Genomic DNA, 21,080 nt, shown 5'->3' with positions numbered 1-21,080 from the left:
GATCGCTGTAACGCCCGCCGGAGCGCTGTCGATACATGGGATAGCTCCGTGTTGCCGTCTGACCCCCCGACCCGACGGCAACACGGGGCTCTTACTTTTCTAGGCTGCTAGGGATCCTTCGACGCCGTGATCGGGCCCGCCCCGGCCGGCGCGAACAGGCTCCCGGCCAGGCTGCCGCGGGTGGTCCGCACCGCGACCAGCGCCCACGTGCACAGCAGCCCGGCATAGGCCGGCACCGCCGCCACCTCGAAGGCAGGCAGTCCGGTGTGGACGGCCAACTGGGTGGTGCCGGTGACGAAGGTGCCGACCGGGAAGGTCAGGCTCCACCAGGTCAGGGCGAACGGCATTCCGCGGCGCAGGGTGCGGATCGTCAACGCGGTGGCCAGCGCGATCCACAGCACGCAGAAACCCCACACCGGGACGCCGAACAGGATCGAAAAGATCCCGACTCCGGCCGCAAGTTCGGGTGCGACCGCCAGATGGGCGTGGGTGGCCAGCAATCCGGCCACCGTCACCGATTGCCCGAGCGGACCCAAGACGATCCACAGCGTCGGCACCCGCGCGGTCCCCGACGTCCCGTAGAGCGCCAGCCTGCTCCAGATCATCGTGATGATGATCAGCGCCGCGACCAGCGACAGCCCGAACATGGCCAGACAGCCGAAGAACATGGTGGTCCGACCGGTGCCCGGCGCCATGTGCGGTAACAGCATCGCGCCACCGGCCGCCGAGACCATCGGTGGCACCACCGGCATCAGCCATCCCCCGAACGCGGCATCCGGACCGACGTTGAGCTGGGTGAACATCAGGTAGGGAATCGATACCGCGGTGTAGAGGCCGCCGATCGTGCCGGCCGACCACAGCACCCAGTTGATGTCGACGGCCAGCCGCTCGCCGATGAGATCCGTGCCGACCAGCATGGTGGCACTGCCGACCGTCATCAAAGCCATCGGGGCCGCGCCGTAGAAGTGCGCCATCTGCGGGTTGCGCACGTGTCCGCGGGCGACCGTGGGATGGCGGAACCACTGCACGCTGACCGCGATGATCAGAGTTACCAGCAGGGCCGCGGCGGCCACCCAGGCGATCTCGGTGAACACCCGCAAACCCGGCACGTGCACGGGAAGCGTGGCGCCCGCAACGACCAGGATCCCGGTGCCCATCACCGAGGAGAACCAGTTGGGTCCAAAGTTGCCCAGCCGAGTCCCAGGTTCTGCCGTCGACCTACCCGGCATGATTGGCGTCATGGAGATCAGCATCCTCGGGTCGTTGTCCGGATCGAGTGGCACGTCCCTCATCGACGGTGTCGTGTCGGAATTCGCCCAACTGCGTGACGAGGGGTTCCGCCGCATCTGGATGACGCAAATGCCGTACGAACCCGATCTGCTGACAGTGCTCGCGGTGGCGCTGCGCGAGGTCGACACCATCGAGGTGGGCACCGGTGTGGTGCCGATCCAGAATCAGCACCCGATGCAATTGGCGCAGCGGGCGCTGACGCTGAGCCTGATATCCGGGGGACGGTTCATCCTGGGTCTGGGCATGACCCACGCAGCGGTCACCGAGGGCATGTGGGGGATTGCGTGGGACCGTCCGGTGCGCAGGCTCAACGAGTATCTCGACGGTCTGCTGCCGCTGCTGGCCGGTGAGCCCGCCGACGCCGCCGGCGAGATCTACACGACCCGGGGCGCGGTGCAGGTGCCCGGCGCGCCGGCTCCGTCGGTATACATCGCCGCGCTCGGCCCGCAGTTGCTCAAGATTGCCGGCCGGCGCACGGCGGGCACGGTCACCTGGATGACCGGACCCAAGACGCTGTCCGAACACGTCGGCCCCGGACTGCGGGCAGCCGCCGACGGGCGACCGGTTCGGGTGGTGGCCGCCCTCCCGGTCGCCGTCACCGATGATGTCGACGGCACCCGCGCCCAGGCGGCCGAGCAGTTCGCCATGTACGGCCACCTCCCGTCCTACCGCGCCATGCTCGATCGTGAGGGTTATGCCGGGCCCGCCGACGCCGCACTGATCGGAGACGAGGCCACGGTGACCGCGAGGATCAACGAGCTCTCCGCCGCCGGTGTCGACGAGTACGTCGGCGTCGTCTTCGACCGATCACCCGAGGTCAGGGACCATACCCGGGCCCTGCTGCGTCGGCTGGACAAGGCCTGAAATTCGCTCTGGTGTGATCTTGGTCACGGGCGTACAGTCGGTTTCACGACGGGTTCGGGAGTGACTGATCCGAAAGAGCCGGGTAAGAGGTGAAACACCGGCCGCGCGAGATACCGCCAGGTATGAGTTGACGCCCTCAGGTTGAGAAACCGAATGTCCTCCCGAACCCGCCCTCATGCGTTCAGCCGGTGGTGAACACACGCGCGCGTCGTCGTGTCGGTGGCAAGGATGCTGTCATGGGCCAGGTCATCCCGTTCGATCCGAACCGCGCTGAGGCGGACCGCACGCCGGAGCCGTTGTGGCGCGAGGTGCTGGGTCGTCGGCTGCGCGATACCCGCCGCGCCAAGGGAGAGCGACTGGTGGATGTGGCTGGGCGCGCCGGGGTGTCCCCGCAATACCTCTCCGAGATCGAGCGGGGCCGCAAGGAACCGTCGAGCGAGATGATCGCCGCGGTGTGCGGAGCGCTCGGTATCGGGTTGGGTCGTCTGCTCGGCGGTATCTCGGCCGATCTCATCCGTGCTCAGGTTCGTCCCGGCGACGGCACCGTGCGGATGGCGGCCTAGGTCACGACACTTAGGCGCGTTCCTGCAGCACCCGGTCGGCAAGCCCGTAGGCCACCGCCTCGTCGGCGTCGAACACCCGGTCGCGGTCGGTGTCATGGCGTAGCTGCTCGGTGCTGCGGCCGGTGTGCCGGGCCAGGATCGCCTCCAGCTGATTACGGGTACGCACCACCTCGTCGGCCTGCAGAATCAGGTCGGGGATGGTGCCTCGGCCCTGGGCGGCCGGCTGATGCAGCACTACTCGGGAGTGGGGGAGCACCGCTCGTCGTCCCGGTGCGCCTGCGGCGAGCAGCACCGCGCCGGTCGCGACGGCCTGGCCGATGCACGTCGTGGCCACCGGGGCCTTGATGAACCGCATGGTGTCGTAGACGGCGAGCATCGCCGAGAGGTCCCCGCCCTCGGAGTTGATGTAGAGCGCGATCTCCTGCTCGGGGTTGTCGGCCTCCAGATGCAGCAGCTGCGCGATCAACGCGTTGGCAACACCGGAATCGATGGCGGTGCCCAGATAGACGATGCGTTCGGTGAGCAGATGGCTGTAGACATCCATGATGCGCTCGCCACCGGTAGTCCGGGCGACGACGTTGGGGATGGTGTAGGTGCTCATCTGTTATGCCCCGATTCCGAAGCGCTGCTTGCGGTTCGGCGCGATCTGGCCGAAGTCGCCGACGATGTGGTCGACGAATCCGTACTCGCGCGCCTGCTCGGCGGTGAACCACCGGTCATGCAGCGAGTCGGTGAAGATGCGGTCGACCGGCTGACCGGTATCGGCGGCGATGAGCCCCAGCACGGTATCGCGGGTATGTCGCAAATCGTCGGCCTGCACCTCGACTTCGACGGCCGATCCAGCGATACCCGCCGAGCCCTGATGCATCAGGATGCGGGCGTGTGGCAGTGCGAAGCGCTTTCCGGGAGTTCCTGCCGAGAGCAGGAATTGACCTGCGCTGCAGGCCAGCCCAAGGGCAAGGGTGGCGACATCGGCGGGGATCAGCCGCATCACGTCGCGGATGGCCAGCATCGCCGGTACGGACCCGCCGGGGGAGTGAATCCACAGGGCGATGTCGTCGTCGGAGTCGGCGGCCAGCGTCAGCAACTGCGCGACCAGCACGGCTCCGTTGTCGTCGTCGAGACCGCCGTCGAGGACGAGAACCCTTTTGCGGTACAGGTCTTCGCGTAGTTGCCGGCCGAACAGGGGTGGTTTCTCGGTCATGGCCCCGACTCTGCCTGCTGCTGAGCACTTTCCGCAGCCGGCGCTGCTCTGAGCAGAACGGCTTGGAACGCGAGCGTGCATCCAGAGCGCGCGATCGTGATCCTGCGCGATCTGTGTGCACAGTCGCGGATCCATCCACAGATGCGCCCTTCGGGGTTTCGGTGTCAGCCGGCGACGCGGCATCCTCAGGCATGGCCATTCCGTTCGTCGGCAGTGAGGCGATCTCATCGGGCGTACTACGCAAACACGAGTTGCGCAGCAGATTCACCGCGTTGTATCCGGATGTGTATATCGACCGTGACCAGCATCCGACTGTGTGGGAGCGCGCCTACGCAGCCTGGCTGTGGTCGGGTCGGAACGCGACGATCGGCGGGTTGACGGCCGCGGCGCTGCATCGCGCACGCTGGGTACCGGATCTGCACCAGATCGAGGTGTTCTCACCGAATCGCCGTCCACCCGCGGGGATCGTCACGCACAAAGGACAGCTCGCCGCCTCCGAGGTGATGCACCGTGGCGCCCTTGCGATCACCACGCCGGAGCGGACGGCCTTCGATCTCGGACGACGGCCTCCGCTGGACGGTGCGGTTGCCCGGTTGGACGCACTCGGTAATGCGACGGGATTCGACCCGGCCGAAGTCCTGGAACTGGTGCACACGAGGCACAGTGGCGCGCGGGGTGCCCGGCAATTGGTCAAAGCGCTCGACCTGTACGACCCGGGCGCCGAGTCGCCACGCGAAACGTGGTTGCGGCTGTTGCTGATTCGCGCCGGTTATCCACGCCCTCGTACACAGATCCCCGTGGTCAGCGCGGACGGTCGGCGAAAGTACTACCTCGACATGGGTTGGGAGGACTTGAAACTGGCTGCCGAGTACGACGGCGACCATCACCGGACTGACCCGGTCCAATTCGCGAAGGACATCCTCCGTTCGGAGGATCTGGACGAACTCCGGTGGCGGCGGCTACGGGTGTCCAAACGCCACGTCGAACCTGACATCCTGCGCCGAATGGCAACCGCTTGGAACGCGAGCGTGCATCCAGAGCGCGCCAAGGGCCTACCTGACGATCTGACTGCACGCTCGCGGCAGGCATGAGCCCTCGGAAACGCAAGAGCCCCCGGCGAATTCGCCGGGGGCTCTTGGTCAGGAGAATCAGAAGGACGCTTCGTCCAGCTCCATCACTTCGTTGTCGAGTGCGTCGAGCACCGTGCGGGTGCTGGTCAGCAGCGGCAGGAAGTTCTTGGCAAAGAACGAGGCGGCCGCGATCTTGCCCTCGTAGAAGGCCTTGTCCGCACCGGTGGCGCCCTCGTCGAGCTTCTCGATCGCGACAACGGCCTCACGCTGCAGCAGCCAGCCGATGATCAGGTCGCCGACGCTCATCAGGAAGCGCACCGAGCCCAGGCCGACCTTGTAGATGGCGGTCTGATCTTCCTGCGAGGCCATCAGATAACCGGTCAGCGTGGCGGCCATGCCCTGCACGTCCTCCAACGCGGTGGCCAGCAGCGCGCGCTCGGCCTTGAGGCGGCCATTGCCGGTCTCGTTCTTGACGAAGGTGTCGATCTGGCCGGAGACGTAGGCCAGGGCCTGTCCCTTGTCGCGAACGATCTTGCGGAAGAAGAAGTCCTGCGCCTGGATGGCGGTGGTGCCTTCGTACAGCGAGTCGATCTTGGCGTCGCGGATGTACTGCTCGATCGGGTAGTCCTGCAGGAAGCCCGAACCGCCGAGGGTCTGCAGCGACTCGGTCAGGTACCGGTACGCGGTCTCGGAGCCGAAGCCCTTGACCACCGGGAGCAGCAGGTCGTTGACGCGCACCGCGAGGTCGGCGTCGACATCGTGCAGTGCCTTGGCGACCTCGGCGTCCTGGAAGGTGGCGGTGTACATGTACAGCGCGCGCATGCCCTCGGCGTAGGCCTTCTGGGTCATCAGCGAGCGACGGACGTCCGGGTGGTGGGTGATCGTCACGCGCGGCGCGGTCTTGTCGGTCATCTGGGTCAGGTCGGCGCCCTGCACACGCTCCTTGGCGTACTCCAGAGCGTTGAGGTAGCCGGTCGACAGGGTGGCGATGGCCTTGGTTCCCACCATCATTCGGGCCTGCTCGATGACGTCGAACATCTGCGCGATGCCGTTGTGCACCTCGCCGACGAGCCAGCCCTTGGCCGGGACGCCGTGCTGACCGAAGGTCAGCTCACAGGTGGCCGAGACCTTCAGGCCCATCTTGTGCTCGACGTTGGTGACGAACACCCCGTTGCGCTCACCGAGCTCGCCGGTTTCGAAGTCGAAGAGGAACTTGGGTACGAAGAACAGCGAAAGACCCTTGGTGCCGGGGCCTGCGCCCTCGGGGCGGGCCAGCACCAGGTGCGCGATGTTCGGGAAAAGGTCATCGGCGTCGGCGGAGGTGATGAAGCGCTTCACGCCGTCGATGTGCCAGGAGCCGTCCTCCTGCTGGGTGGCCTTGGTGCGGCCGGCGCCGACGTCCGAACCCGCGTCGGGCTCGGTCAGCACCATGGTGGCGCCCCAGTTGTTCTCCGCGGCGATGGCCGCCCACTTCTTCTGCTCTTCGGTGCCGTTGTGCGCGAAGATCTGCGCGAAGCCGGCGCCGCCGCCGTACATCCACACGGCCGGGTTGGCGCCGAGGATGTGCTCGTTGAGGGCCCACAGCAGAGCCTTGGGGGCGGGCATCCCGCCGAGCTCCTCGTCGAGGGCGACCTTGTTCCAGCCACCTTCGATGGTCGCGTTGACCGACTTCTTGAACGACTCGGGAAGCTTCACCGTGTGGGTGGCGGGATCGAAGACCGGCGGGTTGCGGTCGCCGTCGGCGAACGACTCGGCGATCGGGCCCTCGGCCAGTCGGGCCATCTCGTTGATCATCTCGCGGGCGGTGTCGGCATCGAGCTCGGCGAACGAGCCCTCGCCGAGCGCCTTGTCGAGACCGAGCACATCGAACAAGGTAAAGACCTGGTCACGGACGTTGCTCTTGTAATGGCTCACGGTTTCTCCTCGGTGAGATCGAAGCTGTCGGTTGGGTTCTCGTGCGGACTGCGCTAAGTTACCCACCAGTAACTGCTTGAAACTATACCGCTCGGTAACCACATCTCAAAGGGGTGGCGAGCAAATTTTCGCCAGCGAACCAACCCGGTGGTTGATTGGGCTGACTGGACGCCGTCTGCACTGGCCCTGAGCTGGGATTTCGGTCCGATTGTGATGCTCGCCACGAAGGCCCCCAACAAACCTCTAAGGTGAGGCGCATGAGGCGTGTGGTGGTCTGGGGAACGGGAAACATGGGCTCGACGGCGATCCGCTCGACGGTCGCCTTCCCCGGTCTGGAACTGGCCGGTGTCCTCACCTCCAACGCCGAGAAGGCGGGCCGGGATGCCGCCGAGTTCGCCGGTCTGCCGAATCCGACCGGTATCCGGGCAGGCACCGATGTCGACGCCGCGCTCGTCGACGCCGACGCGGTCGCCTACATGGCCTCCGGTGACATCCGACCCGAGGAGGCCATCGCCGATATCGAACGATGCCTACGGGCCGGAAAGCACGTCGTCACACCGTCGCTGTACTCGCTCTACGACCCCGCCTCGGCGCCGTCGGAGTGGGTGCAGCGGTTGACCTCCGCCGCGGAGGAGGGCGGGGCCACCCTGCTTGTCAGCGGTGTCGATCCGGGCTGGGGCAATGACGCGCTGGCGGTCACCGCGGCCGGCTTGTGCACCCGTATCAACACGATCACCTGCCAGGAGATCTTCGACTACTCGACCTACAACCAGCCGTTCGCCGTGAAGGTGTCCTGTGGTTTCGGCGGATCGATGGAGGACACCCCGATGATGCTGTTGCCGAGCATTCCCACGATGGTGTGGGGCGGCAATGTCCGGTTGATCGGGCGCGGCCTGGGCATCGAGATCGACGAGATCACCGAGGAGGTCGAACGCCTGCCGCTGGAGCAGACCGTCGACACCGTCATGGGCCCGTTCGAGAAGGGCACGCAGGGAGCCTTCTTCCTCAAGGTGATCGGTTGGTCACAAGGCAGGCAGCGGGTCATCATCGAGCACATCACCCGGATCCATCCCAGTTGCGCGCCGGAATGGCCGCAACCCGACGAAGGGGTGGGTGATCACCGTGTCATCGTGGATGGCGACCCGCAGTTGACCATCACGACCAGGGCCGACGTGCCCGGCGGAACCCGCGCCGACGGCGGCAACACCACCGCGGCCAACCGGCTACTCGGTGCCCTGAACTGGCTGGTCGAGCAGAAGCCGGGGATCTACGACGGCCTCCAGGTGCCGCTGCGCTCGGCGCTGGCACCGGAGGCCGAAGCCGCGCGTTGGACCTGACCGGATCTCATACCTCCGTTCAGCCAGAACGCCACCACCGGTGTCGTGGCTGCACCCGGGTAGGTGAATTGGTCTTCCTACCTACCTGCTTGCAGCCGGGACGGGTCCGCCTGTTCGGCGGCTGACATCGGGTACGTCGCGATGCGCAGCGAGGCTCAGGTCGGCACACCCGAGCCGAACCCCGCTGCGCCCGCACCTCAGCCGGCTTTGGCCTCGGACTCGGCAGGAGCCTCGGCATCGGGCAGCTGCGAGACCAGATGCTCACCGAGCTCACCGATCGTCGGATAGTCGAACACCGCCGTCGGGCTGATGTCGAACTTGCCGCCGAACTGCCCGAACAACCGGTTGCGCAGCTCGACCGCCATCAGCGAGTCGGTGCCCAGATCCAGGAATCGGCTGGTGGCCGCCGGCGGCTGCGCCAGGCGCAGGAAGCCTTGCACCTCGCGCTGCAGGAATTCGGTGACGAATCCCGCACGCGCTGCCACCGGAAGCTCCTGGAGCTGCTGGAGCAACTCGCTGTCGCCGCCACCTGTCGAATCACCGCTCGGCAGAACCTGATCCAGCAGTGGCGGACGGATACCACCGAGCATCTTGGCGGTCCGCTGCCAGTTCGCCTTGAGCACCGTGGACTGCCCGACGCCGTGTCGGATCGCCTCGCCGAGGGCAGCCAACGCGGCCGACGGCTCCAGCGGCATCATGCCCTGGGCGCTCAAGTTGGCCACCGCGGCCTGTGAACTGGCCATACCGCCATGGCCCCACGGGCCGAAGTTCACCGCGGTGGCGGGCAAACCGGCCGCGCGACGCTGCGCGACAAGTCCATCGAGCAGCGCGTTGGCGGTTGCGTAGTTCGACTGCGATGGCGAACCGAGCACCGCCGAGGCCGAGGAGTACAGGATGAAGAAGTCCAGATCCTCGCCGGCGGTGAGTCGGTGCAGGTGGTGTGCGCCGTACGCCTTGGGGCCCAAGGTTGTTCGGAACCGGTCCAGATTCTGATCCGGCAGCAACGCATCATCGAGCACACCGGCCAGATGTGCGACACCGGCCAGCGGCGGCAGCTCCCGCCGAATGCGCTCCAGGACCCCGGCCACCTCGGCTTCGTCGCCGATATCGGCCGAGAAGACATGCACCCGGCAGTGGTAGCGCTCGGTGATGGCGTCGATCGCCTGCTGGGTCTCCGCATCGGGGCTGCGACGACTGGTCAGCACGATATCGCCGGCGCCGAGCTGTGCGAGATAACCAGCCGTGTGCAGACCGAGCGCGCCCAGGCCGCCGGTCAACAGGTAAGTCCGATCACCTTGAGGCTGCAGCGGTTTGGGCATCTGGATGACGATCTTGCCGATATGGCGCGCCTGTTGCATGCGGCGGAAGGCGGTCCTGGCCTCGGTCAACGGGTAGACCTCGGCGGGCACCGGCGTCCACACCCCATCGGCCAGACCATCGGAGACCTCGGACATCAGACGCTGGATGTGGTCGGGATCGCTCATCATCGTCACGTCCAACGCGATGATCTCGTAGTCGATATCCGGACGCACCGCGGCCATCTGGGCGGGGGTCCAGATATCGCGCTTGGCGATCTCGGCGAAACGCCCGCCCAGTGCCGTCGCCCGGACCGTCGCCTCGATGAAACCGTCGTTGGTCAGGCTGTTGAGCACCACGTCCACGCCGGCACCATCGGTGTCGGCCAGGATCTGGTCGGCGAAATCGACGGTGCGCGAGTCGTACACATACTCGACACCCATGGCCCGCAACGTCGCCCGCTTGTAGGTGCTCGCGGTGGCGAACACCGTCGCACCGTGCTGGCGGGCCATCTGCACCGCCGCCAGGCCCACGCCACCACTGGCAGCGTGGATGAGCACCTTGTCACCCGGCTTGATCTGCGCCCAGTCGAAGGCCAGCCGCACCGTCAGAGCCGCCGCGGGAATGGTCGCGGCATCGACCGAGCTGATGCCGTCGGGCACGGTCGCCAACAGCTGCGCAGGCACGTTCAACCGGCTGGAGAAGGCCCCCTGCATCGAGCCGAACACCCGTTGCCCGACCTCGAATTCGGTGACGTCCTCGCCCACCTCGGTGATCACGCCGCACAGGTCGCCACCGATCGGCCCCGGATCTCCCGGGTACAGACCGAGCACGTTGAGCACGTCACGGAAGTTCAGCCCGGCCGCCTCGATCCGGACCTGCACCTCGTGGGGCTCGGGTGCCGTCACGTCCTTCTCGGTCAGGCGCAGGTTGTCGATGGCCCCGCGCTCGGTCGGTGCGAGCACGAAGTCTTCCGACCGCGGCATCGGCAGGTAACCGTTACGCGCCCAGTGCAACAGCCGTGGCACCAGGAAGCGGCCCTGCCGCACGGCCATCTCCGGCTCGGTGACGGGGGTGCCCAACGCCGCGGGCAACCAGCTGTCCGCCGAGAGATCCCCGTCGATCATCCGGACCCGCAGCATCGGCTGCTCGGCGATCAACGTGCGTCCGAATCCCCAGAGCGCGGACTGCACCGGATCGACCGGCTCACCGGGTTCGGTGGCTACCGCGCCGTCGGTGAGGATCCACAGACCACCCGCCAGGGTGCTGGACTGCTCGGCCAGCGCCGTCTGGGTGGCCGCGAGCAATGCGCTCACCTCGGCCTCAAGCCGGACGGCCAGCTCTGCGGTCGTCTCGCCGGATTGCGCTGAAGTCCGGCTGCGCCAAACGATCCCGGTGACGGCAGCCCCGCGCTCGGCGGCCCCGCCGAAGGCCTGCTGCCAGGCCTGCGGGTCGGTGGGCGTATCGATGGTGACCGCACCGGGCCGTTGCGCGGCCAACTCGTCGAATCCGGCGATCAGCCACGTTCCCACGGTGTCTTCGGTGGCCGATTCCGGTGCCGCGCCCTCATGCCAACCGAGGGTGTAGAGCAACCGGGTCGAGTCACCACCGAGGCCGCGCAACAAGGCTTCACGCGGTGCGCGCTTGACGGTGAACTCGCGGATACCACCCAGGACGCGACCGTCACGGTCGACGAAATCCAGGTCGAACACCAGTGTTTCGCTATTGAGCGGACCTTCATGCCACCGAGCCCGGCAGTAGAACCGGCTCGGCATCTTGGCAGCCAGCTGCACCTGCCCGTATCGCAGCGGCAGGAACAGATCATGGATGCCCTGTTCGGCGGCCAGTACGGCCGGGAACGACGGGAACGCGACACCGGTGCACAGATCGAGCAACACGGGGTGGATCGGTTCGCTGCCGAGATGCTCGGCGAGTTCATCGCCGACGGACACATCGCCGATGGCTTCACCGTCACCCACCCACAGCGAGCGCAGCGAGCTGGACCACGTCGGGCCCCAGGCCAGTTCGAGATCGTTGAAGATGTCGAACAGTTCCTGCGGACGGGTCCTGTTCATGTGCTCGATCGCCTCGTCGGGCGCGGCGATCGTGTCGTCCGGCTGATCTATCTCGACACCGGAGGTCAACGTGCCGTCCGCGTTGAGCGACCATTCGGCCTCCCGCACCCCGTACGGCCGGGAGTGCACCTGGAACTTCCAGCCGTCCTCCACCGTGCGCAGGGTCAGCTGCACCTCACGGGCCGCCTTGTCCGGCAGGATGATCGGCTCGTAGAAGTAGACGTCGGTCACCCGCGCCGGGGCACCGGCTGCGGCCAACGCCATCGACGCATAGGTGGCACCGGGAACCACGACGGTCCCGTAGATGACGTGATGGGCCAGCCACGGTTGGGTCTTCACCGAGAACACATTGCTGTAGACGGTGTCCCCGGAGGCCAGATCCTTCGGGCTGCCGAGGATCCCCGACGCGGCCGTGCCACCCGAGCTCAGGACCGCCGCGGCCTTGGGCCAGTAGCGGCGCCGCTGGAAGGGGTAGGTCGGCAGCTCGAGTCGGTGGGCCGGGCTGTGGAATCGCGCCGAGAAGTCCGGCCGGTGCCCGCTGATGTAGGCGGTGGCCAGCGCGTCGGCGACCTGACGCTGTGCGTTGGCCCCCTTACGCAGTGACACGATGGTCCGCGGCGTGGCCGCAGACTCCGGCCACGACTGCAGGGCGGCCGCGGTCAGGATCGGCTGGGGCCCGATCTCCATCAGCACCGTGCAGCCCAACCCGGCCACCGTGCGCACACTCTCGGTGAACTGCACCGGCTGACGGGAATGCCGCCGCCAGTACAGCGCATCGATCGGCGTCTCTGCGCTGAGCACCGCGCCGGTCCGGTTGCAGACCAATGGTCGAGACGGCACCGCATACTCGAACTGCGCGGCGAACGACTCGAACTCGTCGAGAACCGGGTCCAGCAGTTCGGAGTGGAACGCATGGCTGGTCTCCAGCCAGGTGCAGCGGGCGCCCTCCTGGCTGCAGTTGGCGACGATCTGCTCCAGGTCCTCGCCAGGGCCCGACAACACCGTGTTGCGGCCGTTGTAGGCCCCGACCGACACCCGTGGGAAGGCCTCGGCGGCGCGTTCGACGTACTGGGGATCGGCGAACACCGCCACCATCCGGCCACCTGCGGGCAGACTGCCGAACAGTCGTCCACGCTCGGCGATCAGCCGGGCACCGTCCTCGAGGCTGAACACCCCGGCGACACAGGCCGCCGCGTACTGGCCGACACTGTGCCCGAGCACCACATCCGGTTCGATACCCCAGGACTGCCAGAGCCGGGCCAGGCCCATCTCCACGGCGAAGATCGCCGGCTGCGCGAACGAGGTGTGCTTGAGTGTCTCGGCGGCCTCGCGGCCCGAGCCGAACAGCACCTCAAGCAGCGGCTGCGGCAGGATCCCGTCGACGGCCTGCGCGCAACTGCGCACGGTATCGGCGAAAACCGGCTCGGTGTCGAAGAGTTCGCGCGCCATGCCGGGGTACTGGCTGCCCTGGCCCGGGAAGAACCAGGCGGTGGTCGGGGGATCGGTGCACTCACCGCGCACGACACCCGGCCGCAACCGGTTGGCCACCAGGTCTTCCAGCAGCATCTTGGCCTCGGCGGTGGTACTGGCGACCACCGCGGCACGATGCTCGAAGTGCGAGCGACCCGCACCCGCGGTGAAGGCCACATCGGCGAGCGCGGCATCGGGGTTGGCGGCCAGCCAGCCCCCGTACTGCTGTGCCAACGCGGTCAACCCCGCCGCCGAACGGGCCGACAGCGGCAGCACGGAAAGCGTTTCCCTGGCCGGGGTCTCGGGCTCGACTGCCGGCTCGGCGGGCAGCGTCACCGGTGCCTCTTCGAGCAGGACGTGGGCGTTGGTGCCGGTGAAGCCGAACGAGCTGACCCCGGCGCGGCGCGGACGACCGTTGGTCTGCCACGGGGTCGCCTCGTCGACGACCTTGACCGGCAAGGTGTCCCACGGGATGTGCGGTGACGGATTGCTGAAATGCAGGGTCTTCGGCAGCATCTCGTGCTGCATCGAGAGCACGACCTTGATCAGGCCCGCGACGCCCGCCGCGGATTCCAGGTGTCCGATATTGGTCTTGGCGGTACCGATCAGCAGTGGTCGGTGCGCGTCACGCCCGCGGCCGTACGCGGCCGCGGCCGCCTGCACCTCGATCGGGTCACCGAGCGGCGTGCCGGTGCCGTGCGCCTCCAGATAGTCCACGTCACCGCCGCCGAGGCCGGCGCGGTCCAGAGCGGAGGCGATGAGACGTTGCTGGGCACCACCATTGGGGACGGTCAGACCGCTGGAGGCGCCGTCCTGGTTGACCGCGCTGCTGCGAATCACCGCGCAGATCCGGTCCCCATCGCGCTGGGCGTCGGAGAGTCGCTTGAGCACAAGCACACCGCAGCCTTCACTGCGGACGTACCCGTCGGCGGCGGCGTCGAAGGTCTTGCAGCGGCCGTCGGGCGACAGCATCCGCGCCTGCGATGCGGCGACGATGGAGGCCGGGCTGAGCAGGACGTTAACCCCGCCGGCCAGGGCCAGATCGCAGTCACCGGAATGCAGGGCCTGGGCGGCCTGGTGGACGGCGACCAGCGATGAACTGCAGGCGGTGTCCACCGCCATGGCCGGGCCCTCCAGGCCGAGCGTGAACGCGACGCGGCCGGCGATGGCGTTCAGCGCGTTACCGGTGATGAAGTGGGCCTCGAGGTTGTCCACCGAATTCCCCGAGAGCAGATGGGAGTACTCGTTGGCTCCCACGCCGACGAACACGCCGCTTCGGCTGCCGCGCAGGGACGACGGGGCGTACCCGGCGCGCTCCAGGCCCTCCCATGCGATTTCGAGCATCAACCGCTGCTGCGGGTCGATCCACATCGCTTCGCGGGGAGAGATACCGAAGAACTCGGGGTCGAATGTGTCGACGCTGTCAAGGTATCCGCCGTTGCGGGTGTAGATCTTGCCGGGCGTCTGCTGGTCGGGGTCGTAGAACTCGTCGACGTCGAAACGGTCCTCGGGGATCTCCCGGATTGCATCGACACCGCCGGAGAGCAGCTCCCAGTACGCATCGGGGTCCGGTGCACCGGGGAACCGGCAGGCGACGGCGATGACCGCGATCGGTTCGTCGGTGGCCGCCGACGCCAGCGAGACCGGCTGCGCCTCGGTGCGGGCGGCCGATCGGTCGTTGAGCTTGAGCACGTCGCCGAGCAGGTAATCGGCAACATCGGACAGGCGCGGGTAATCCATCGCCAGCGTCGCCGGAAGCTCTTGGCCCACTGCTCCTTCCAAGCGGCGGCGCAGCTCCACGGCCATGAGTGAGTCCATACCGAGGTCGAAGAAACCGGCCTCCTCACGGATGTCGGCGGCATCGACCTGCGTCACCTCGGCGACCGCATTGCGCAGGTACTCCAGCACGATCTTCTTACGTTGCTGTACCGGTGCGGTGCTGAGCTGAGCGACCAGCGGGGTGGCGCCCGACGTATGTGCCGGCGTGGTCACCGAGTCGGGCACTTCGCGGGCCACCTCGGCCAGCAGTGCACGCGATCCGGTCTGCAGGTACACCGGGAGGAACTTCGACCAATCGACGCGGGCGAGCACGGATTGCACACTGGCCCCGACCAATACGTCGGCCAGACCGGCCAGCGCATCGGCCGGCGGCAGGGTACGTACCCCTCGGCGTTCCAGTTGTGCGCGCGCCTGGGGGTCGGCCATACCGGCCGCCCACGGACCGAAATTCACGCTGTAGCCGGCGATGCCCTGCTCGCGCAGCCGCCAGGTCAGGCCGTCGAGGAAGGCGTTGGCCGCGCCGTAGGCGCTTTGGCCGTAGCTGCCCCAGACCGACGAGATCGACGATGTGGAGACGAAGAAATCCAGCGGTAGACCTTCGACTGCCTCGCTCAGATACCAAGCACCCCAAACCTTGCCGCCGAACACCCGGTCCAGCTCGGTGGCCTCCAGCGTGGCCAGCGGTGTCGTGCTGTTCTCGCCTGCGGCGTGCACTATGCCGGCCAGCGCCGGCAATTCGGCGCGAACCGTCGCGATCAGGTGGGCGATGTCATGCGGGTTGGCGACATCGGCGGTCATCACGCGCACGGCACAGCCGTGTGTGGCGGTGATATCGGCAATGCGTTTCTGTGCAGCCTCGTTCGGCGCGCGCCGGCTGGTGAGGACCAGCTGCTTGGCGCCGTGTGCGGCGAGATGCGCGGCGATCTCCAGGCCGAGCGAGCCCAGCCCACCGGTGATCAGATAGGTTGCCTCGGAACGCAATTCCAGTGGCTTCGGGTTGGGCTGACCGGTGCGCCGCACCAGGCGCGGCACCCAGACCTGGCGACCGCGGAGAACGATCTGGTCCTCACCGCGGGGTAGGCCGGGAATCTGGCGGATCAGTTCCGCCCATTCCTGGACGTCGCCGCTCACATCGGCGAGCCCGCCCCACACCTGGGGATACTCCAGGGCGACCGCCCGGCCGAAGCCCCACAGCAGCGTCTGCTCGGGTGCCACCTTGTCGACGTCGGTGACCCGCTGTGCCTGTCGTGACACGGTCCAGATGGGTGCGCGCACGCCGGCAGTGGCCGCCGCGCGGAACAACCGCTGGGTCCCGTCGAGGACGCGGTGCTGCATCCGCAACAGGGTCTGCATCGACGGGGCGGTGTGGGAGTCCAGAGCGGCGACATGCAGGATGCGCACATCCGGCTCTTCCTGCACCGCCGCGACCAGATCGGTCACCAGACGTTGCTCGTCGGCATCGGAGACCGGCAGCGTCAGCAGCCGGTGGCGGTGGCCGTGGGCCGCAACGGCATCGACCAGACCGGCGATGGCCGTCTTGTCGTCACCGATGAGCACCCAGGCTGCATCCGAAGTGGACGCCGATCCTGCGCCGCCCTGCTGCCACCGGATCTCGTAACGGGCGTCCGCGATCGACTGCGCGTCGCGCTGCCGATTGTGCTGTGCGGCAAGCTTGCTCAGGGCATCGATGGTTGTCTGATTGGCATCGGCGCCATCGAGCAGCGCGGCCAGTTCGGCGATGCGGCCGTCTTCGAGCAGCCGGACGGCCTCGGTGCGCGGAGCGTCGTCGGTCCAACCCGTCCGGCCCTTGTCGGCTTGCTTGTCCTTGAACCAGTACTGGCGGTGTTGGAACGGATAGGTGGGCAGGTCCAGCTTGTGTGCAGGCCGGTGCACCACGGCGTCGAAATCGGGAACGTGTCCGGCGACGTACGCCTGCGCCAATGCGTCGATGATCTGCCGATGATCGGCGCCGTTCTGCCGCATCGAGGCGATCGCCCGGGGCGTGTGGGCCGGATCCGGCCAGGCGCGCATTGCGGCGGCCGTCAGCACAGGTTGCGGGCCTACCTCAAGCAGCACCGCGCACCCGAGTTCGGCCAATGTCGCCACGCTCTTGGCGAATTCGACCGGCTGCCTGGCGTGCCTGCGCCAGTAGGCGCCGTCGAGCTTGGCGGTTCGGCCGAGCGCGGCCCCCGTCCGGTTGCACACCAGAATACGTTGGGGCGCCTTGTATTCGAACTGATTGGCAAACGTCTCGAACGCATCCAACGCCGGGTCCAGCAGTGCGGAGTGGAAGGCGTGGCTGGTGTCCAGCCAGTCGCAACGTACCCCGGCGTCGGCCAATCCGGCGATTGCCTTCTCCAGATCCGTTGCAGGACCGGACAACACGGTGTTCGCGCCATTGTAGGCGGCCACCGACAAGCTCGGATACTCGTCCACGAGTCGCTCGACCCGATCGGGATCGGCGAAGATGGCTGCCATCCGGCCGCCGGCGGGCAGCTCACCGAAGAGTCGGCCGCGTTCGGCGAGCAGTCGGATGCCGTCCTCCATGCTGAAGACACCGGCGACACAGGCCGCCGAATACTGGCCGACACTGTGGCCGAGCACGATATCGGGCTCCAGGCCCCAGGATTCCCACAGCCTGGCCAGGCCCATCTCGACCGCGAAGATCGCGGGCTGGGCGTACTGCGTCAATCGGATGGTCGCGTCACCCTCGGGGGCGTCGAAGATCAGATCGAGCAACGGGATGTCGAGTGCATCCGCGCAGCGGGTCATGGTGTCGGCGAAGACCGGCTCGGTCTCGAAGAGCTGTCGTGCCATTCCGGCGTACTGGCTGCCCTGGCCCGGGAACAACCAGGCGGTCTTGGGTGCGTCGACACAGTCACCGCGCACCAGACCCGGTGCGGGGCGGTCGTCGGCCAACGCGCCGAGCAGGTCGCGCGCCGACTCCAACGAGTTGACCACCAGTGCGGCCCGGTGCTCGAGGTGGGCCCGGGCGGCACCGGCGGTCAGGCAGACATCGGCCAGGGTGGCCTCGGGATGCTCGCCGAGCCAGGTGCGGTACTCCTCGGCGGCCTGCACCAGTGCGGCGGGTGTGCGCGCCGACAGCGGCAGCACCATGAACCGCCGGTCATCGCCGGCGGCGACCTTGGCCGGCACGGTTTCGGGCGCTTCCTCGAGGATGACGTGGGCGTTGGTGCCGGAGAACCCGAACGAGCTGACGCCGGCCAGACGCGGCCGGTCCGAGCGCTGCCAGGTGGTCGCCTCCTCGACGACGCGGACCGGGATGCGATCCCATGGGATGTGCGGGGACGGGTGCTGGAAGTTCAGGTGCTTGGGTAGCTCCTGGTTCTCCAGCGCCAAGACCACCTTGAGCACCCCGGCGATACCGGCGGCGGCCTCCAGGTGGCCGATGTTGGTCTTGGCCGAGCCGATGAGCAGCGGCTGATCGCGATCCTTGCCGAGAGCGGCCGCGGCGGCCTGGACCTCGATGGGATCGCCGAGGGACGTGCCGGTGCCGTGCGCCTCCAGGTAATCGATATCTCCGGGGGCCACACCGGCGCGGTGCAGCGCCTCGGAGATGACGCGTTGCTGGGCGACGCCGTTGGGAACGGTCAGGCCGCCCGAGGCACCGTCCTGGTTGACAGCGCTACCGCGGATCACGGCGCGGATCCGGTCACCGTCGCGCACCGCGTCCTCAAGACGCTTGATCACGATGACGCCGCATCCCTCGCCACGGACATATCCGTCGGCCGCCGCGTCGAACGTCTTGCACTTTCCGTCCGGTGCGAGCATGCGTGATTGCGAGAAGGTGATCATGGTGGCCGGGCTCAACAGCACGTTCGCGCCGCCGGCCAACGCCATATCGCACTCGCCCAATTGGAGTGCCTGGCAGGCCTGGTGGATGGCCACCAGGGAAGAACTGCAGGCGGTGTCGACGGTGACGGCCGGGCCGTGCAGACCGAGCCGGTAGCTGATCCGCCCGGCGCCGGCCGCGCCCGAGGTGCCGATGGCCAGGTACGCCTCGACCTCGGGGTAGTTCAGTTCCGAGGAGGCCATGGCCAGGTAGTCGTGCGTGGACAGCCCGACGAACACGCCGGTCTTGGTGTTGGCCAATGCCGTTGGCGCGGTGCCCGAATGCTCGACCGCGCGCCACGAGGTCTCCAGCAGCAGCCGGTGCTGCGGGTCCATCAGGCGGGCCTCGCGGGCGGACACGCCGAAGAACGGTGCGTCGAACCCGGTCACGTCGTCGACGAAACCCGCGCGCCGGGTGACGACCTTGCCGGGCGCCCCTGGGTCGGCATCGAAGAACTCGTCGATGTCCCAGCGGTCCTCAGGGATCGGGGATACCGCGTCACGGCCGCTGCGCAGGACGTCCCAATACGCGGATGCATCGGTCGCTCCGGGCAGTCGGGCGGCGTAGCCGATGATCGCGAATCGCGTCGGCTCGGCGTGCTCGATCTCGGCCATCAGGTGTACTCCCCGCTTCGGTCTGATGAACTGTGGATGATGAGATATGGGTGCCAGGATCCAGACCCCGCGCAGTGGCCGTGGTTGCCTGTGCAACGATCACTGCCGCTCATCTGCCGGCATTCACCGCCGGTACCTTACTCGGCGGTCAGTATTGCATGTACCGTGCTATCGCACGCGGTTTCATGACCGCCGTCGAGGGCCCCTGCCGGGCGGCCCCGCGTGCCGACAGCCGCTATCGTGAAGTCGCCTTCGGTTTTGCCCATCCGCTGACCGTCGACGCAAAGACCCCGGAGGGACCAGGTTGCACATCGGGAAGATCACGATCGGAACGATCGATGATTGGACGCCGGCCCCAGGTGTCGTGACGTCCTGGCATCCGACCAGCGCGGCGATGGCAAAGGCCCGCCAGGCGCCGGTCAGCACGGTCCCGGTCAGCTATATGCAGGGCCAGCACATCCGGGGCGTCTACGAGCAGGCCGCCAAGGGGCTGGACTACTCCCGGCAGATCATCGCCACCTGCGAGGTCCCGGGCATCTGCGATATCGACGCGATGAACCACGCCCTGAACTCCTATCTGCGCAGGCACGACACCTACCGCAGTTGGTTCTCCTATGACGGGTCCGGCGACATCGTGCGCCACACCATCACCGACCCGGCCGATATCGAGTTCGAACCCGTCGTCCACGGCGAGATCACCACCGAGGACGCCCGCAAACACATCGTGGACATCCCGTCGCCGCTGGAATGGGGGTGCTTCTCGTTCGGGATCGTGCAGAGCGCGGATCATTTCGATTTCTACGCCAGCATCGACCATGTCCACGGGGACGCCGCCCTGATCGGTATCACCATGCTCGAGGCGCACGGCATGTACACCTCGCTGACCACCACCGGTCAGCCCATGCCGTTGCCAGAAGCCGGTCACTTCGACGACTTCTGCGTACAGGAACGCGAACGTACCGCCGCGCTGACCGTCGACTCGCCCGAAGTCCGGGCCTGGATCGAGTTCGCCGAGAACAACAACAACAGCATGCCGGAGTTCCCGCTGCCGCTGGGCGATCCGTCGGTGCCGACGATCGCCGATATGGTCGGGGAGATGCTGCTCGATGCCGAGCAGACCGCCCGTTTCGACGCCGCCTGCGTCGCCGCCGGTGTCCGGTTCGTGGGTGGCCTGTACGCCTGTACAGCCATGGTCGAACATGAGCTGACCGGCGCGGCAACGTATTACGGTCTGACACCGCGCGACACCCGGCGGACCTCGGACAACTTCATGACGCAGGGCTGGTTCACCGGTCTGGTGCCGTTGACCGTGCCGATCGCCGCGACGACGTTCGCCGAGGCCGCGTGGTCGGCACAGACCTCCTTCGATACGGGTCTCGAGCTGGCCCGTGTCCCGTATTACCGGGTGCTTGAACTGGCGCCCTGGTTGGACAATCCGCGACCGAACTTCCCGGTGTCGAACTTCCTCCACGGTGGTGCCGCGCCCCTGAACGCCGTTCTTGCGGCGGCCGAGATGGGCTACTCGAACAACATCGGCATCTATTCCGACGGCCGGTTCTCCTATCAGTTGACGGTGTATGTGTTCCGCTACGACGCGGGCACCGCAATGGCGGTGATGTTCCCGGACAACGAGGTCGCCCAGAAGTCGGTCACCCGGTACATCGCAACGATGAAATCGGTGATCGAGCAGGTGGCGGAGACCGGTGACTGGGGTCGTTTTGGTTAAGCCGGTGTGCCGGTTCGGTGAGGGG

10 protein-coding genes are annotated in these 21,080 nt (G+C 67.4%); 5 read left to right on the top strand and 5 right to left on the bottom strand.

Annotation, left to right across the window (positions count from 1 at the left end):
* Window positions 1-107: 107 nt before the first annotated feature.
* Window positions 108-1,241: a TDT family transporter gene (locus PGN27_RS13085; RefSeq protein ID WP_335326493.1), complete on the bottom strand. Its 1,134-nt coding sequence runs from the start codon at window positions 1,239-1,241 to the stop codon at window positions 108-110.
* On the opposite strand from PGN27_RS13085, the gene PGN27_RS13080 reads away from it, so the two are divergent.
* Window positions 1,240-2,154, top strand: a complete 915-nt coding sequence (locus PGN27_RS13080) for a TIGR03564 family F420-dependent LLM class oxidoreductase (protein WP_335326492.1) — start codon at window positions 1,240-1,242, stop codon at window positions 2,152-2,154. The genes PGN27_RS13085 and PGN27_RS13080 overlap by 2 nt on opposite strands.
* Window positions 2,155-2,390: 236 nt before the next feature.
* Window positions 2,391-2,717, top strand: coding sequence for a helix-turn-helix domain-containing protein (locus tag PGN27_RS13075; protein ID WP_335326491.1), 327 nt, complete (start codon window positions 2,391-2,393; stop codon window positions 2,715-2,717).
* Window positions 2,718-2,727: 10 nt separating this feature from the next.
* On the opposite strand, the gene PGN27_RS13070 is transcribed toward PGN27_RS13075, so the two are convergent.
* Complete coding sequence (locus PGN27_RS13070) at window positions 2,728-3,318, bottom strand: ClpP family protease (protein ID WP_335326490.1); 591 nt, start codon at window positions 3,316-3,318, stop codon at window positions 2,728-2,730.
* A 3-nt stretch (window positions 3,319-3,321) separates the two neighbouring features.
* Window positions 3,322-3,921: a ClpP family protease gene (locus tag PGN27_RS13065; protein WP_335326489.1), complete on the bottom strand. Its 600-nt coding sequence runs from the start codon at window positions 3,919-3,921 to the stop codon at window positions 3,322-3,324.
* Between the two features lie 191 nt (window positions 3,922-4,112).
* Here PGN27_RS13065 and PGN27_RS13060 point away from each other — a divergent pair, with 191 nt between their 5' ends.
* Window positions 4,113-5,012: a type IV toxin-antitoxin system AbiEi family antitoxin gene (locus PGN27_RS13060; RefSeq protein WP_335326488.1), complete on the top strand. Its 900-nt coding sequence runs from the start codon at window positions 4,113-4,115 to the stop codon at window positions 5,010-5,012.
* Window positions 5,013-5,069: 57 nt separating this feature from the next.
* Here PGN27_RS13060 and PGN27_RS13055 read toward each other — a convergent pair whose 3' ends face one another.
* The gene (locus PGN27_RS13055) at window positions 5,070-6,905 is read right to left on the bottom strand and encodes an acyl-CoA dehydrogenase (protein WP_335326487.1); all 1,836 of its coding nucleotides are present in this window, start codon (window positions 6,903-6,905) and stop codon (window positions 5,070-5,072) included.
* 257 nt (window positions 6,906-7,162) lie between these two features.
* On the opposite strand from PGN27_RS13055, the gene PGN27_RS13050 reads away from it, so the two are divergent.
* Window positions 7,163-8,242 carry an NAD(P)H-dependent amine dehydrogenase family protein gene (locus PGN27_RS13050; protein ID WP_335326486.1) on the top strand — a complete coding sequence of 360 codons (1,080 nt, stop codon included), beginning with the start codon at window positions 7,163-7,165 and terminating at the stop codon, window positions 8,240-8,242.
* A gap of 197 nt (window positions 8,243-8,439) precedes the next feature.
* Here the strand turns inward: PGN27_RS13050 and PGN27_RS13045 are convergent, their stop codons facing one another.
* Window positions 8,440-19,329 (bottom strand): SDR family NAD(P)-dependent oxidoreductase, encoded by a 10,890-nt coding sequence (locus PGN27_RS13045; protein ID WP_335326485.1) that lies wholly within the window; start codon window positions 19,327-19,329, stop codon window positions 8,440-8,442.
* 304 nt (window positions 19,330-19,633) lie between these two features.
* On the opposite strand from PGN27_RS13045, the gene PGN27_RS13040 reads away from it, so the two are divergent.
* Window positions 19,634-21,055, top strand: a complete 1,422-nt coding sequence (locus PGN27_RS13040; protein ID WP_335326484.1) for a condensation domain-containing protein — start codon at window positions 19,634-19,636, stop codon at window positions 21,053-21,055.
* Window positions 21,056-21,080: the final 25 nt, after the last annotated feature.

Source organism: Mycolicibacterium neoaurum (genome assembly GCF_036946495.1).
Lineage (GTDB): Bacteria > Actinomycetota > Actinomycetes > Mycobacteriales > Mycobacteriaceae > Mycobacterium > Mycobacterium neoaurum_B.
This window is presented reverse-complemented; position numbering and strand designations above follow the sequence as displayed.